This window comes from Teichococcus coralli, from assembly GCF_009829925.1.
GTDB classification, from domain to species: domain Bacteria; phylum Pseudomonadota; class Alphaproteobacteria; order Acetobacterales; family Acetobacteraceae; genus Pseudoroseomonas; species Pseudoroseomonas coralli.
This window is the reverse complement of sequence record NZ_SNVJ01000012.1, coordinates 53,587-69,331: the sequence shown is the minus strand read 5'-3', so window position 1 is coordinate 69,331 and position 15,745 is coordinate 53,587. Positions and strand designations below refer to the sequence as shown.

Annotated in this window: 13 protein-coding genes; 11 read left to right on the top strand and 2 right to left on the bottom strand. The window is 71.4% G+C overall.

Annotation, left to right across the window (positions count from 1 at the left end):
• The 5 genes from E0493_RS14410 to E0493_RS14390 all read left to right on the top strand — a co-directional run bounded on the left by E0493_RS14410 (position 1) and on the right by E0493_RS14390 (position 4,406).
• The gene (locus E0493_RS14410) at positions 1-1,011 is read left to right on the top strand and encodes an ABC transporter permease (protein WP_160937769.1); all 1,011 of its coding nucleotides are present in this window, start codon (positions 1-3) and stop codon (positions 1,009-1,011) included.
• 54 nt (positions 1,012-1,065) lie between these two features.
• The gene (locus tag E0493_RS14405) at positions 1,066-1,878 is read left to right on the top strand and encodes an ABC transporter permease (RefSeq protein ID WP_160937768.1); all 813 of its coding nucleotides are present in this window, start codon (positions 1,066-1,068) and stop codon (positions 1,876-1,878) included.
• A 6-nt stretch (positions 1,879-1,884) separates the two neighbouring features.
• Complete coding sequence (locus E0493_RS14400; RefSeq protein ID WP_160937766.1) at positions 1,885-2,679, top strand: ATP-binding cassette domain-containing protein; 795 nt, start codon at positions 1,885-1,887, stop codon at positions 2,677-2,679.
• Positions 2,673-3,326, top strand: a complete 654-nt coding sequence (locus E0493_RS14395; protein WP_160937764.1) for an ATP-binding cassette domain-containing protein — start codon at positions 2,673-2,675, stop codon at positions 3,324-3,326. Before E0493_RS14400 ends, E0493_RS14395 begins: the two co-directional genes overlap by 7 nt.
• A 252-nt stretch (positions 3,327-3,578) precedes the next feature.
• Positions 3,579-4,406 carry an ornithine lipid ester-linked acyl 2-hydroxylase OlsC gene (locus E0493_RS14390; protein ID WP_235913788.1) on the top strand — a complete coding sequence of 276 codons (828 nt, stop codon included), beginning with the start codon at positions 3,579-3,581 and terminating at the stop codon, positions 4,404-4,406.
• 172 nt (positions 4,407-4,578) lie between these two features.
• Here the strand turns inward: E0493_RS14390 and E0493_RS14385 are convergent, their stop codons facing one another.
• Positions 4,579-5,034: a MerR family transcriptional regulator gene (locus E0493_RS14385; protein WP_160937762.1), complete on the bottom strand. Its 456-nt coding sequence runs from the start codon at positions 5,032-5,034 to the stop codon at positions 4,579-4,581.
• Between the two features lie 74 nt (positions 5,035-5,108).
• On the opposite strand from E0493_RS14385, the gene E0493_RS14380 reads away from it, so the two are divergent.
• The 6 genes from E0493_RS14380 (at position 5,109) to E0493_RS14355 (ending at position 14,013) form a co-directional block, all read left to right on the top strand.
• Positions 5,109-5,423, top strand: a complete 315-nt coding sequence (locus E0493_RS14380; protein WP_160937760.1) for a hypothetical protein — start codon at positions 5,109-5,111, stop codon at positions 5,421-5,423.
• A 304-nt stretch (positions 5,424-5,727) separates the two neighbouring features.
• Positions 5,728-7,674, top strand: coding sequence for a PrkA family serine protein kinase (locus E0493_RS14375; protein ID WP_160937758.1), 1,947 nt, complete (start codon positions 5,728-5,730; stop codon positions 7,672-7,674).
• 20 nt (positions 7,675-7,694) lie between these two features.
• A complete protein-coding gene (locus E0493_RS14370; protein ID WP_160937757.1) occupies positions 7,695-9,002 on the top strand; it encodes a YeaH/YhbH family protein in 1,308 nt (435 codons plus the stop codon).
• The gene (locus E0493_RS14365) at positions 9,002-10,528 is read left to right on the top strand and encodes a SpoVR family protein (protein ID WP_160937755.1); all 1,527 of its coding nucleotides are present in this window, start codon (positions 9,002-9,004) and stop codon (positions 10,526-10,528) included. The genes E0493_RS14370 and E0493_RS14365 overlap by 1 nt, the downstream gene beginning before the upstream one ends.
• A gap of 133 nt (positions 10,529-10,661) precedes the next feature.
• Positions 10,662-11,624 (top strand): PfkB family carbohydrate kinase, encoded by a 963-nt coding sequence (locus tag E0493_RS14360; RefSeq protein WP_160937753.1) that lies wholly within the window; start codon positions 10,662-10,664, stop codon positions 11,622-11,624.
• 1 nt (position 11,625) lies between these two features.
• Positions 11,626-14,013 carry a glycoside hydrolase family 65 protein gene (locus E0493_RS14355; RefSeq protein ID WP_160937752.1) on the top strand — a complete coding sequence of 796 codons (2,388 nt, stop codon included), beginning with the start codon at positions 11,626-11,628 and terminating at the stop codon, positions 14,011-14,013.
• Positions 14,014-14,216: 203 nt separating this feature from the next.
• Here the strand turns inward: E0493_RS14355 and hydA are convergent, their stop codons facing one another.
• A complete protein-coding gene (gene hydA / locus E0493_RS14350) occupies positions 14,217-15,713 on the bottom strand; it encodes a dihydropyrimidinase (RefSeq protein WP_160937750.1) in 1,497 nt (498 codons plus the stop codon).
• Positions 15,714-15,745: the final 32 nt, after the last annotated feature.

Here is a 15,745-nt window from a genome sequence, read left to right as displayed (position 1 = left end):
ATGAACGTGGCAGGCGCCGCCCGCCCGGCCCTCCCCCCGCTCCTCGCCTTCCTGCTGCGCCGGCTGCTGCGGCTGGCGCTGCTGCTGCTCAGCGTCGCCGCCCTGGCCTTCGCCCTGGCGCGCGCCGCGCCGGTGGACCCGGTGGAGGCCTTCCTCGGCCCGGCCGCCGCCACGGTCGGGCCGGCGCAGCGCGCCGCCATCGCCGCGCACTGGGGCTTCGACCAGCCGGCGCCGGCGCAGTTCCTCCGCTGGCTTGGCCAGGCGCTGCGTGGCGACCTCGGGGAGAGCAGCATCTACGCCGCGCCGGTCGCGCAGGTGATCGGCGAGCGCTTCGCCGCCTCGCTGACGCTGATGCTGCCGGCCTGGCTGCTGGGCGGCGCGCTCGGCTTCGGCCTCGGCCTCGCCGCCGGGGCGCGCGAGGGCGGCTGGCCGGACCGCGCCATCCGGCTCTACGCCTATCTGCTGGCCGCCCTGCCCGGCTTCTGGCTGGCCATGCTGCTGCTGATCGTCTTCGCCGTCTGGCTGGGCTGGGCGCCGGCCTGCTGCGCCGCGCCGCCCGGCCTGCTGCCCGAGCAGGTCTCGCTTGGCCAGCGGCTGGCGCATCTGACGCTGCCGGTGGCGGCGCTTTCGGTGCTCGGGGTCGGTCCCATGGCGCTGCACACCCGCGCCAAGGTCGCCGAGGCGATGCGCGCCGACTTCGCCCTCTATGCCTTCGCCCAGGGCGCGCGCCGCGCCGAGGTGGCGCTGCGCCACGCCGCCCGCCACGCCGCGCTGCCGGCACTGGCCATCCTCTTCGCCGGCATGGGCGAGCTGTTCGGCGGCTCGGTGGTGGCCGAGCAGGTCTTCGCCTGGCCCGGCCTCGGCCGTGCCGCCATCGAGGCGGGGCTGCGCGCCGACGTGCCGCTGCTGCTCGGCATCGCGCTCGCCACCGCGCTCCTGGTCGGCTGCGGCAACCTGGTCGCCGACCTGCTGGCCGAGGCAGTGGATCCCCGCCAGCGGGGGCAGGCGTGACCCCGCGCGCGTCAGGACGGCACGCGTGACCGCGGGTGCTGCAGGCCGGCGCGCATGAACGCGCGCGGGCGCCTGGTCCTGGCCGGCACGGCGGCGGCGGCGCTGCTGGGCGGCGCGCTGCTGGCCGGGCACGGGATGGACGCCGCCCTGCTGCGCCCGCGCTTCGGCCTCGCCGCGCTGCCGCCCGGCCCCGGCCATCCCTTCGGCACCGACGCGCTCGGCCGCGACCTGCTGGCGCGCAGCCTGCGCGGGCTGGAAACCAGCCTTCTCGTCGGCCTGCTCGCCGCCGCCGCCAGCACGCTGATCGCCCTGCTGCTGGCCGGGCTCGCCATGCTCGGCCGCGCCGCCGACGCCGCGGTGGGGCTGGCGGTGGAAACCTGCATCGGCCTGCCGCATCTGGTGCTGATGATCCTGGTGGCCTTCGCGCTGGGCGGCGGGGTCGGGGCGGTGGTGGCGGCGGTCGCCCTCACCCACTGGCCGGTGCTGACGCGCATCCTGCGCGCCGAGTTCCGCGCCGTTCTGGCGGCCGACTACGTGCGCCACGCGCGCCGCTTCGGGCGGGGCCGCTGGTTCATCCTGCGCCGCCACCTGCTGCCGCACGCCCTGCCGCAACTCGCGGTGGGCTTCCTGCTGATGCTGCCGCACGCCATCCTGCACGAGGCGGCGCTGACCTTTGTCGGCTTCGGCATCGCCCCGGCGCGGCCCTCGATCGGCGGCCTGCTGGCCGAGTCGCTGGGCTCGCTCAGCGCCGGCTGGTGGTGGCTCGGCGTGCTGCCCGGCGCGCTGCTGCTGGTGGCGGTGCTCTGCCTCGACGGCCTCGCCCAGGGCCTGCGCGCCTGGCTCTCGCCCCGCGCGGCGGAGGCCTGACCGGCGATGCTGGAACTCTCGCGGCTTTCCATCGGCTTCCGGCGCCCGGCCGGCCTGTGGCGGCGGGAGGTCGTTCCGGCGCTGCGCGGCGTCTCGCTCGATGTCCGCGCCGGCGAGGTGCTGGCGGTGATCGGCGCCTCCGGCGCGGGCAAGAGCCTGCTGGCCCAGGCGGTCCTTGGCCTGCTGCCGGCCAACGCGGTGCTTGCGGGCGCGATGCGGTTCCAGGGCGCGCCGCTGGACCCGGCCATGCTGCGCGGCCGTCGCATCGCGCTGGTGCCGCAGTCCATCGCCTGGCTGGACCCGCTGGTGCGCGCGGGGCGGCAGGTGGAATGGGCGGCCGGCCGGGCGGGGCTTCCCGCCGCATTGCGCCAACCCGCCGCGACGGCGGCGCTGGCCCGCTTCAACCTCGGCGCGGCGGCCTCGCGGCGCTTCCCGCACCAGCTTTCCGGCGGCATGGCGCGCCGGGCGATGCTGGCCATCGCCACGCTGGGCCAGGCCGATCTGCTGGTCGCCGACGAGCCGACCAACGGGCTCGACCCGGAGAATGCCGCGCGTGTGCTCGGCCACCTGCGCGCCCTGGCCGATGCCGGGCGCGGCGTGCTGGTGATCTCGCACGACCTTTCGGCGGTGCTGCCGCAGGCCGACCGCGTCGCCATCCTGCGCGACGGCGCCCTGCAGGAGACCGCGCCCGCCACCGCCTTCCGCGGGCGCGGCGAGGCGCTCGCCTCCTCCTACGCGCGGGCGCTGTGGCAGGCGCTGCCGGAGTCCGGGTTCCACCCGGCGGAGGCCAGCCCATGCTGACGGCCCGGGACCTGCACCATGCCAGGGGCCTGCTCGCCGGGGTTTCCCTGACCCTCGCGCCAGGGCAGGTGGTGGGGCTGGCCGGTCCCTCCGGCGCCGGCAAGACGACGCTCGGGCGCCTGCTCGCCGGCCATTTGTCGCCGGAGCACGGCACGGTCCGGCTGGACGGCGCGCCGCTGCCCGCGCACGGCTTCTGCCCGGTTCAGCTCCTGCCGCAGACGGCCGAGCTGGCGGTGAACCCGCGCTGGCGGGTCGGCCGCATCCTGGAGGAGGCCCATACGCCCGGCGCGGCGGCGCGGCGCGCCTTCGGCATCCGGGACGCCTGGCTGCGCCGCTACCCGCACGAGCTTTCCGGCGGGGAGCTGCAGCGGGTGGTGATCCTGCGCAGCATGGCGCCGGGCCTGCGGTACCTGATCGCGGACGAGATTTCCGCCATGCTGGACCCGCTGGCCCAGGCGGGCCTCTGGCATCGCCTGCTGGATCATGTTGCGGACCGGGGGCTCGGTATCCTGGCGATCAGCCACAATGCCGCCCTGCTGCGGCGACTGGGCGGCGCGGTCTGGCACCTGGAGAATGCACGGCTTCGCGACGCCACGCCCGTGCCGGCCTCCGGCCGGGCCGCCGGCCTGCCGCTGGAGACGGCCTGACCCGGCGAAGCCGGCTCCACGCCGCCGCCCCTTGAAGATATTGCGAATTGTTCGCATCATGGCGGACGCTGTCGCGCGGGCGCCGCCGGGCCGGCGCGCACGGCCACGCCCAACGGCCACGCCCAACAACGTGATGCGCGCGGGTGGCCGCCTGCAGCATCACCCGCCCTCTCCGACGGCGGCCGGGTTGACCCGCCGGCGCCCCGCACCCAGGAGAGAGCGCACCATGACCCCGTTCAGGGAGACCACGCCTTGCATCACGGAGCCACGCAACCCGGAAGGCCGGACGAGCCGCGGCAGACTTTCGGCACGGCCGACATCGCGCCGATGGCCCGGCCCAGCCTGACCACCCGCTTCTTCATGTCGGTCGTCGCCATGGCCGAGCGGCTGAACCTGAAGCACTCCAGGGTCGGCAACCCGCCGGTCCACGACAACGCCACCTTTCCCTGGGTGGCGGCGATCGAGCGCGAATGGCCGCTGATCCGCGCCGAGCTGAACAAGGTGCTGCTGCGCCAGGAGGAGCTGCCGAGCTTCCACGACATCTCCACCGACGTGCAGACGATCAGCAAGGACAAGCACTGGAAGACCTTCTTCCTGACCGGCTACGGCCTCTCCTCGGAGCAGAACATCCGCCAGTGCCCGGAGACCTGGCGCATCGTCCGGCAGATCCCCGGCCTGAAGACGGCGATGTTCTCGATCTTCGAGCCGGGCAAGCACCTGCCGGCGCATCGCGGCCCCTACAACGGCGTGCTGCGGCTGCATCTCGGCCTGATCGTGCCGGAGCCGCGCGACAAGCTCGGCATTCGCGTGGACCAGACCCTCTGCCACTGGGAGGAAGGCAAGGCGCTGGTCTTCGACGATGCCTACGAGCACGAGGCCTGGAACCACACGGACAAGACCCGCGTGGTGCTGTTCGTGGACTTCGTGAAGCCGCTGCGCTTCCCGGCGCGGCTGGTGAACTGGCTGCTGCTGAACCTGGCCGTCTTCACGCCCTTCATCCGCGAGGGGCTGGACAATCACAAGGCCTGGGAAAAGAAGTTCTACGCCGAGGCCGAGCAACTGCGGAACCGGCCCCGCTGAGGGGGGAGGAAGCGGGAGAAATTCTTCCCCCCACCCTGGCGCCCGTTTGAGAATGGCTGCGGGTCGGTCTGACGGATCTTTTCCGCGCCGGGGGCGGCAGGATCTTCCTGCCCGGCACGAGAAATCCCTCGCCAGCCCTCCGCCGCCCCATTCTCAAACGGGCTCTCAGGTCTCACCCCACTTCCCGCTCGTGGTGCTGGCAGTGCCCGTGCTCGAAATCCGCCAGGGTTTCGAGGATGCGGCAGTCCTGCGCCGCGCCGCCCGCGCAGGCCTCGGCCATCCCGGCCAGCTCCGCCCGCAACGCTTCCAGCCGGCGCAGGCGGGAGTCGATCTCGGCGATCTGTGCCTTTGCCAGCGCATGCGCGGTGGCGCAGTCCTCGCGCGGGCGCCCGGCCAGCCCCAGCAGCCTGCGAATGGCCGGCATGGCGAAGCCCAGCTCGCGCGCGTGGCGGATGAAGCCCAGCCGCTGCAAGTGGTCGTCGGTGTAGAGCCGGTGGCCGCCCTCGCTGCGCGTCGGTGGCGGCAACAGGCCCTCCTGCTCATACCAGCGGATGGTCGTGGCCTTGACGCCGGTGCGCCGCGCCAGCTCGCCGATGGGGTGGCGCGCAGCGGTCGCGGAGTGCTCCATCTGCTTCTCCATGTCCTGCCTTTCGACCCAATCTAGGCATTTCCTCCTCAGATCTCCAGTGACTGGAGGTTTCCATGGCTGAAACCGCGGCGATGCGAAGCCAGGCGACGGCGAGCAGCGAGCGCGCAGCCCGGCAGCCCGGCAGCCCGGCAGCCGAGCGGGTCATCGGCATGGATTGCCGCGTCTGCGTGGACGGCCACGCGGGGGTTGGCCCTTCCCGCTCCACCCTGGCCAAGATGCGGCGGAACCTGGCGCCGGCGGTCGGGCTGAAGCTGGTTTTCCCGGCCACGACGCCGGTGCGGGCGGCCGTCATGGCCGGCACGGGCGCGATGGTGCGGGCAACGGTGAGCGCGCGGCGGCGGCTGCCGTGGCGGCCGCCGACGGCCTGAAACGGTGGGCGACGACTCGGTGCCGTGAGGACGCGGCGAACATGCCGCCGGGGGGAGCGGCACGACGCTGCCAGCGCCCTTGTTTGCAGCGCCCGGAGCGGCCCGGCGGACAGCTTGGCGACGCTGTTTCTCCGCTCGGTGCCGCGCGGATTTTCAATGGCATCTCCAATAATTTTTTTGAGTAACAGCCGAATGATTCGCGTGACTTTTGCGCGCGTGAAAGCGGAAACTGATCCAGGCAGGCCGTGACGTTGCCGCCGGCAAGAGTTCCGCCCTGCCCTTGAGAAGCAAGCCAGGAGCGCGAATGGCCCAGCTTGATACCGTCTTCTCCCTCCACACCGCGATGCGCGATCAGCGGCGCGAGAGCGAGATGAGCCTCGCGCAGTTCCTTGAACAGTGCCGGACGGACCCGGGGTGCTACGCCTCGGCCGCCGAACGGATGCTGCGCGCGATCGGCGAACCACAGACCATCGACACCGCCAAGGATGCCCGCCTGGGGCGGATCTTCCTCAACCGGACCATCCGCACCTACCCCGCCTTCGCCGACTTCCACGGCATGGAGGACACGATCGAGCGCATCGTGGGCTTCTTCCGCCACGCGGCGCAGGGGCTGGAGGAGCGCAAGCAGATCCTCTACCTGCTCGGCCCCGTGGGCGGCGGCAAGTCCTCGCTCGGCGAGCGGCTGAAAGCGCTGATGGAGCAGGAGCCCATCTACGTCCTGAAGGCCGGCAAGCAGGTCAGCCCGGTTTTCGAGAACCCGCTCGGCCTGTTCGATCCCGAGCGCTTCGCCCCGATGCTGGAGGAGCAGTACGGCGTTCCCCGCCGCTACATCACAGGCCTCGCGAGCCCCTGGGCCCTGAAGCGGCTTGAGGAGTTCGAGGGCGACCTCGAGCAGTTCACCGTGGTGAAGCTCTTCCCTTCCCGCCGCCGGCAGATCGCCATCGCCAAGACCGAGCCGGGCGACGACAACAACCAGGACGTGTCGGCCCTGGTCGGCAAGGTGGACATCCGCCAGCTCGAGACCTACAGCCAGAACGACCCGGACGCCTACGGCTTCTCCGGCGGGCTGAACCGCGCCAACCAGGGCATCCTCGAATTCGTCGAGATGTTCAAGGCGCCGATCAAGATGCTGCACCCCCTGCTGACCGCCACGCAGGAGGGCAACTATGTGGGCACCGAGAACATCGGCGCCATTCCGTTCCAGGGCATCATCCTCGCCCATTCGAACGAGGCGGAATGGCAGAGTTTCCGCAACAACCGGACCAACGAGGCCTTCCTCGACCGGGTGAGCGTGGTGAAGGTGCCCTACTGCCTCCGGGTGACGGAGGAAACCAAGATCTACGACAAGCTGATCAGCACCTCCGCGCTCGCCGAGGCGCCCTGCGCGCCGCACACGCTGGAGATGCTGGCCCGCTTCGCCGTGCTGTCGCGCCTGAAGCCGCACCCGAACTCGCGGCCCTTCATCAAGATGCGGGTCTATGACGGGGAGAACATCCGCGACACCGATCCCAAGGTGAAGTCGATGCAGGAGTACCGGGATGCCGCCGGCGTGGACGAGGGCATGGACGGCATCTCCACCCGCTTCGCCTTCAAGGTGCTCTCCGCCACCTTCAACCACGACCCGAACGAGGTCGCGGCCGACCCGGTGCACCTGATGTACGTGCTGGAGCAGGCGGTGCGGCGCGAGCAGTTCCCGCCCGAGGTGGAGCAGAACTACCTCACCAGCATCAAGTCCGAGCTGGCCTCGCGCTACGCCGAGTTCATCGGCAACGAGATCCAGAAGGCTTACCTGGAGAGCTACCACGACTACGGGCAGAACCTGTTCGACCGGTACCTCGAATACGCCGATGCCTGGATCGAGGACCAGGACTTCAAGGACCCCGACACCGGGCAGCTGCTGAACCGGGAGTTGCTGAACGCCGAGCTGACCAAGATCGAGAAGCCGGCCGGCATCGCCAACCCGAAGGACTTCCGCAACGAAGTGGTGAAATTCGCGTTGCGGACAAAGGCGAGCAGCGGCGGGAGGAACCCGAGCTGGACCTCGTATGAGAAGATCCGCGACGTCATCGAGAAGCGGATGTTCTCCCAGGTCGAGGACCTGCTGCCCGTCATCAGCTTCGGCTCGAAGAAGGATGGCGAGTCGGAGCGCAAGCACAACGACTTTGTCGAGCGCATGGTGTCGCGCGGCTACACCGAGCGCCAGGTGCGGCGACTGGTCGAGTGGTACATGCGCGTGAAGCAGTCGGCCTGAGGCGCAAGGGACCCATCGGCTTGGACATCATCGACAGACGTCCCAACCCGCACGGCAAGAACCTGGAGAACCGCCGCCGCGTCCTGGCGCGGGCCCGGCAGGCGGTGCTGCGGGCGGTGCGGAATGCGGTGGACGACGGCACGCTGCGCGAGGTCGGCCACGGGGAGGCGGTCACCATCCCCGCCGACACGCTGCACGAGCCGTCCTTCCACCAGATCTTCACGTCGGGCAGCCGGCAGTTCGTGCTGCCGGGCAACAAGGAGTTCTCCGTCGGTGACCGCCTGAAGCGCCCGGACGGCAAGGGCGGCGGAGGTGGCGGCGCCGGAGCCGGAGCCGGCGAGGGAGACGGCGGCGGGGAGGACAATTTCCGCTTCGTCCTCACCCGCGAGGAGTTCCTTGAGCTGTTCTTCGAGGACCTGGAGCTGCCGGACCTGGAAAAGCGGGACATCCTCGACACCGAGACCACCTCGCCCACCCGCACGGGCATCAGCACGGATGGGCCGCCCTCGCAGATCGACCTCTCGCGCAGCATGCGCCAGTCCATGGCGCGCCGCATCGGCCTGAAGCGGCCCAGGTCCCAGGCGATGCGGGCGCTGGAGGAGGAGATCGCCGCGCTGGAGGAAAGCGGCGAGGAGCCCGAGCGCCTCGCCGCGCTGCGCGCCGAGCTCGTCGAGGCGCGGCGGCGGCAGTCCCGCATCCCCTGGGTGGACCCGGTGGACCTGCGCTACCGCCGCTTCACCCCGGTGCCGAAGCCCTCGGCGCGGGCGGTGATGTTCTGCCTCATGGACGTCTCCGGCTCCATGACGGAGAACATGAAGGATCTCGCCAAGCGCTTCTTCCTGCTGCTGCATGTGTTCCTGGAGCGCCGCTACAAGCGGGTGGACCTGGTCTTCATCCGGCACACCGAGTCGGCGGAGGAGGTGGACGAGAACACCTTCTTCACCGACCCGCGAACCGGCGGCACGGTGGTCTCCTCGGCGCTGGCCGAGCTGGTCCGCATCCAGCGGGAGCGCTATCCGGCGGCGTCCTGGAACATCTACGCCGCCCAGGCCTCGGACGGCGACAACTACAGCGGCGACACCGGCCGCGCCGTCGGCCTGCTGGAAAACGACATCCTGCCGCTGGTGCAGTACTTCGCCTATATCGAGGTGGCCTCCTCCGGCGCCCTGATCCATGGCGACACCGACCTCTGGCGCGGCTATGAGCCGCTTTCGCGGCGGGCCGCCAACCTCGCCATGCGCCGGGTCTCGGAGCGGCGCGACATTTTCCCGGTGTTCCGCGACCTCTTCGGCAAGCGCGCCGCGGCGGGTCTCGGGGGAGCTGGCTGATGGCGGAAACCGGCACCCTGCCCCTGCTCTACGAAGGCACCCACTGGGACTTCGCGACCCTGCGGCGCTGCTACGACGCCATCGAGCGCATCGCCGAGAAAGAGCTCAAGCTTGACGTCTATCCCAACCGGATCGAGGTGATCACCGCCGAGCAGATGCTCGACGTCTATACCGCGCACGGCATGCCGCTGACCTACCGGCACTGGTCCTATGGCAAGCACTTCCTGCTGCACGAGACGGAATACAGGAAGGGCTACTCCAACCTGGCCTATGAGGTGGTGATCAACTCCAACCCCTGCATCTCCTACCTGATGGAGGGGAACAGCGCGACCATGCAGGCGCTGGTGATCGCCCATGCCGCCTTCGGCCACAACCATTTCTTCAAGAACAACCACCTGTTCCGCCAGTGGACGGACGCGACGGCGATCCTCGACTACCTCGAATTCGCCCGCGCCTTTGTCGGCCGCTGCGAGGACCGCTACGGCATCGCCGCCGTGGAGCGGGTGCTGGACGCCGCGCACGCGCTGTCCCGCCACGGCGTCCATCGCCATGGCGGCAAGCGCCCGCTCAACCTGAAGTCGGAGGAGCAGCGCGAGCGCGAGCGGCGCGCGTATGACGAGAGCGTCTACAACGACCTCTGGCGCACCGTGCCCTCCGGCAAGCCGCAGCCCGGCTTCGACAGCGCCGCGGAGCGCCGCCGGCGCCTCGGCCTGCCGGAGGAGAACCTGCTCTACTTCCTGGAGAAGATCTCCCCGGTGCTGAAGCCCTGGGAGCGCGAGATCATCCGCATCGTGCGGCTGATCGCGCAGTATTTCTACCCGCAGCCCCAGGCCAAGGTGATGAACGAGGGCTGCGCCACCTGGGTGCACCACCGGATCATGACCCGTCTGCACGAGACCGGGCAGATCGACGACGCCGCCTATCTGGAGGCCATCCACTCCACCACCAACGTGGTGACGCAGATGGGCTTCGAGCATGCAGGCCCCAACTTCAATCCCTATGCGCTCGGCTATGCCGTGATGGAGGACATCGCCCGCGCCTGCACCGATCCATCCGAGGAGGACCGGCGCTGGTTCCCCGACTTCGCCGGCAACGGTGACCCGGTCGGCACCCTGCATGGCGCCTGGGCCAACTACCGGGACGAGAGCTTCATCCTGCAGTTCCTGTCGCCGCGCGTGATGCGGCGCTTCCGCATGTTCCGGCTGCTGGACGACACCGCCGACCCCACGCTGCTGGTGGACGCGATCCACGACGACCACGGTTACCGCGAGATCCGCCGCACCCTCGCGCGCAGCTACGATCCTGGCCTGGGCACGCCGGACATCCAGGTGGTGGACGTGGACCTGGGCGGCGACCGGCGCCTGATGCTGGAGCACCGCACCCACCCCGGCGAGCTGCTGCACGCCAAGGACACGGCGGCCACGCTGCGCTACCTCGCCCGGCTCTGGGGTTACGAGGTGCGGCTGCAGGAGGTGGACCAGGCCACCGAGAATGTGCTCGCGGTGCACAGCGCCAGCCCAAGCTGACAGAAGGACGATGGGGGTTTTGGGAGGGGGTTCCGGGGGAGTTCCTTCCCCCGGCCTTGTCCCTCCGCGCAACCCGGGCGGCCGCGCCGTGGTTGAGGAGGCATCCGGCGCATCAAGCCAGGAAGGCCTCCGCTTGCCCCAGCCTCTCATCCTTTCCCTCGGCAGCGTCAATGCCGATTTCCAGGTTCGCGTGCCCGAGCCGCCGGCCACCGGCAAGACCCTGCCCGCCACGGACTTCGCCCGGCTCGGCGGCGGCAAGGCGGCCAACATTGCCTTTCTAGCCCGCAGGCTCGGCCATCCGGCGCTGCTGCTGGGCCGCACCGGGGATGACGAGCTGCGCGAGCAGGCACTGAAGCCGCTGCGCGCCGCCGGCGTGGACCTCTCGGCCGTTTCCGTGGCGTCCGGCACCGCCACCGCGGTCTCCATGATCGCCGTCCCGCCGGACGGCAAGAAGAGCATCATCCTGGCCGGCAACGCCAACGACGCCTGGGACGAAAGCTCCATGCGCATGGTCGCGGCGCGCATCGCGGCGGCGCCGGAGGGCTCCGTCCTGGTGGCGGACTACGAGGTGGCGCCGGAGCTGGTCGCGCGCGCGATCGAGGCGGCGCGGAGGCGCGGGCTCCGCGTGGTGCTCGACCCCTCCCCCGCGCCGCGCGCCGTGCCGGAGGTTTTGGGGCGCGCCACCGCCCTGTCGCCCAACGCTTCCGAAGCGCAGGACATCACCGGGGTGGCCGTCGGGGACCCCGGCTCGGCGGCCGAGGCCGCCGCGCGCCTGGCGGCCCTGGGCGCCGCCATCGTCTGCGTGAAGCTCAGCGATGGCGGCTGCGTCCTGCGCCACGAGGGACGCACGAGCCTCGTGGCGGCCCTCCCCGTCGAAGTGGTGGACAGCACCGGCGCCGGGGATGCCTTCACCGGAGGCCTCGCCGTCGCCTTGCTGGAAGGGCGCCCGCCCTTGCAGGCCGCGCTCTTCGCCGCGGCGGCCTCGCATCTCGCCGTTACCGCCTATGGCTCGCAGGAGGCCTATGCGGCGCGCGACCGCACGGAAGCCCTGGCGGCCAGGCTGGAGACGCAGGTCCGGCCGCTCGGGACAGGCTGACATGGCCGGCGGCCATCGGTGGGATGTCGTTTTCGACCACTACGCGCCGGAGGACGAGCGGCGGCGCGAGACCTTGCTGGCGCTCGGCAACGGCGTGCTCCTGGTGCGCGCCACCGCACCCTGGGCCGCGGCGGACGGCACCCACTATCCCGGCACCTACCGCGCCGGCCTCTATGACCGCCTGACGGACCGGATCGAAGGCGAGGAAGCCGCCAACGAATCCGTCCCCAACCTGCCGAACTGGCTGCCGCTCACCTTCCGCATCGCCGACGGGGAGGGCTGGTTCCGCTTCGGCCGGATGGAACTGCTGGACTACCGGCACGCGCTGGACATGCGCCATGGGCTGACCTGCCGCATGCTGCGGCTGCGCGACGCCAGCGGCCGCATCACGCGCCTGCGCGAGCTGCGGCTGGTGAGCATGGCCCGCCCGCATCTCGCCGCCCTGCGCCTGGAACTGACGCCGGAGAACTGGTCCGGCGCGGTGGCGTTCCACGGCGGCATCGACGGCGGCGTGGCGAACACCAACGTGGCCTCGGACCGCCGCCATGACGGCCGCCATCTGACCGAGCAGCAAGGCGAGCGCGCCGCGCCCGGCCTGCTGTTGCTGCGCGCCCGCACGCGGCAGTCCCGCATCGGCATCGGCATCGCCACCCGGACCACGCTGGAGGCCGGCGCCACCTTCGCCACGAGCGCCGCGCTGCCTTTCGGCATCGCCGAAAGCCTGGGCGCCACCGCGTGGGAGGGCGAGGCGCTGGCCGTCGAGAAGGTGGCAGCCATTCGCTGCGACCTGGACGGGGCGGCGGACGAGCCGGGCACAGCCGCGCTGGCCGAGCTTCGCGCGGCGCCCGGCTTTGCGGCGCTGGCGGTGGAGCAGGCCGCGGCCTGGGCGCCGCTGCGGGCGAGCATCGGGCTGCGGGCCGCGCGGGCGCCGCTGGACCGCGCCCTGGGCTTCCACGGCTTCCACCTGCTGCAGACCGCCTCGCCCCATGCGGCGGCCATGGATGCGGGCTTTCCCGCCCGCGGCTGGCAGGAGGCGTATCGCGGCCAGATCTTCTGGGAGGACTGCCTGGTCCTGCCCTTTCTGGAGCTTCGCTTCCCCGCCACGGCGCGGGCGGCGCTGCTCTACCGCTGGCGCCGGCTGGAGGCGGCGCGCCAGGCGGCGCGGCTGCTCGGCTACCGCGGCGCCATGTTTCCCTGGCGCAGCGCCCGCGACGGCTCGGAGCAGACGCCGCGCTTCCAGTTCAACGACCTCTCCGGCGGCTGGACGCGCGACCACACCCACCTGGAACGGCATGTCGGCGCCGCCATTGCCCAGGCCGCCTGGCGCTACGTGCTCGCCAGCGGTGACGAGGCCTTCCTGGAGGCGCATGGCGCCGAGCTGATCCTGGAGATCGCCCGCTTCTGGGCCAGCATCGCGCGGCACGATCCGTCCACGGGGCGATACCACATCCGCGGCGTGGTCGGGCCGGACGAGTACCATCTCCGCTATCCCGGCGCGGCGCAGCCCGGCATCGACGACAATGCCTACACCAACGTCATGGCCGCGCGCAGCCTGACCCTCGCCCCGGCGGTGCTGGAGCGCCTGAGCCCGGCACGCCGCGCCGCCCTTTGCCGGCAGCTGCGCCTCGGCACCGAAGAGCTGGCCGGATGGGACCACATCAGCCGGCGGATCGCCCTTCCCTTCCGGCAGGACGGCACCATCGACCAGTTCGCCGGCTTCGAGCGGCTGCGCCCTTTCGACATCGGCGGCTTCATGGCCGCGCATCCCGGCCAGCGGGTGGACCATGTCCTGGCCGCGCGCGGCGACAGCGTGGATGCCTACGCCGTCGCCAAGCAGGCGGACCTGCTGATGCTGCCGCACACCCTGCCGCATGGCGAGCTGCAGCGGCTGCTGGCGCATCTGGGGCACGCAATGGACGACACGCTCCTGCGCCGTACCCTGGAGGTCCACCTGCCGCACCACATGCATGATTCCAGCCTCTCGCGCGCGGCCTGCGCCGGTGCGCTGGCGCGGCTCGACCCGGCGCGCTCCTGGAGCTTCTTCCGGCACATGCTGCGTTCCGATCCGGAGCAGGCAGCCTCCTCCTCGACCGCGGAAGGGGCGCATCTCGGCGCCATGGCCTGCGCCATCGACGTGCTGCAACGCCACTACCTTGGCCTTCGCGTGCAGGCGGACGCGCTGGCCCTGGATCCGGCGCCGCCATCGCAGCTCGGGCCGGTGCGGATGCGGTTCCGCTGCCGCTTCGGCATGTTCGAACTGCACTGGTCCGGCGAGGCGCTGCGCCTCTGCGGCGCGCCGGACAACGTCGCGACCGCGTTGGTGCGGTACCAGGGGGAGGAACGCCGCCTCGCTCCGGGAGCAACGCTGGAATTTCCTGTGACGGCCTGAAGGAAAGGCCTGAAGGAAGGCTGGGGGAATGAATTCCCCCAGACCCCCATTTTTCTTTTATCGGTTCTGCCTTCCAGGCCACAGTCGCCGGGGCTGTTTCAGCCGCGGTGCGAGCGCATTCCACCCGCGCGGAAAAGCTGGCGAAAAGAAGAAGAGGGGTCCCGAGGGAGAATTCATTCTTCCCCGGTTCCGGCCCTTGAAGGCTACGCCCAGGTCACCGCCGCCGCGTCGAAGCCGTCCGGAACCCGCCCCGTCGGCTTCGCAAGGTCATAGGGCCCGCGCGGCAGGAAGCGCCCGGTGCCGGGCGGTGCCAGCACCTCGCCCTCGCGCACCGCCACCGCGCCGCGCCGCAGCGTGACCGCCGGCCAGCCCTTCACCGCGAAGCCCTCCCAGGGCGTGTAGTCGATGGCGTGGTGCAGGCGCTCCTGGGCGATGGTGGTCTCGCGGTCCGGATCCCACAGCACCAGGTCGGCATCGGCTCCCGGCGCCAGGCTGCCCTTGCGGCCGCCGAGGCCGAAAAGCCGCGCCGCGTTGGCCGAGGAGAGGCGCACAAAGGTCGGCAGGTCGATCCGCCCCTTCGAGACGCCCTCGGAGAACAGCACGGGCAGCCGCGTCTCGATGCCCGGCACGCCGTTCGGGATGGCGTTGAAGGCCGGCATGCCGTCCGGCCGCTGCACCGCCGCGCCGGTGCCGTAGCTGCTGCTGCCGGCGGCGCGCTTGGCGGTGGCGAAGGAGAAGCCGCAATGGTCGGAGGAGACGATGTCCAGCGTGCCGTCCTGGATGCGGCGCCAGACGCGCGCGTTCTCCGCCTTCTCCCGCAGCGCGGGGGAGCACACCGCCTTGGCGCCGGCAAAGTCCGGGCCGGTGAGGTCCTCATGCGAGAGGGTGAGGTATTGCGGGCAGGTCTCGCCCCAGACCTTCAGCCCGCGCGCCCTGCCGCGCGCGATCTCCGCCGCCGCCTCCTCGCAGGAGACGTGAAACACCTGGATCGGCTGGTCCACCAGCTCGGCCAGGGCGATGGCGCGGTGCGTCGCCTCGCGCTCCACCACCGGCGGCCGCGACCAGGCATGCTGCAGCGGGTCGGTCAGCCCGGCCTTGAGCAGCGCCCCGATGCGCCAGCCGATGGCGTCGAAGTTCTCGCAATGCACGGTGACAAAGGCGCCGAGGCGGCGGGCGGTGGCCAGCACGTCGAGGAACTCGGCATCGGTCAGGCGCAGCGGGTCATAGGTCAGAAAGACCTTTAGGCTGCGGATGCCGCGCGCCACCAGGGCCGGGACCTCCTTCTGAAGCACCTCGGGCGTCGGGTCGGTGATGATCTGGTGGAAGGAATAGTCGGCGCGCGACTGCTCCGCCCGCGCGGCGTAGCCAGGGGCGCTGTCGGCCAGGCTGTGGCCCTTCCACTGCGGCAGGAAGCAGATGAAGCTCGTCGTGCCGCCGGCCAGCGCCGCGGCCGAGCCGCTCGCGAAGCTTTCCTCCTGCGCCGTGCCGTCCTGGCCCAGCTCCTCGATGTGGCAATGCGGATCGAGCCCGCCCGGCGTGACGATCATGCCCTTGGCCGACACTTCCTCGGCGCCGCGCGGCAGGTTGCGCCCCAGCGCGGCGATGGCACCGTCGCGGATGCCGATATCCGCCTCGAACACCTCCGCCGCCGTGGCCAGCGTGCCGCCGCGGACCACCATGTCGAACTCGAAGCCGCTCATCGGTTCATTCCCTGTCGCGCAAAGCCGGTGGG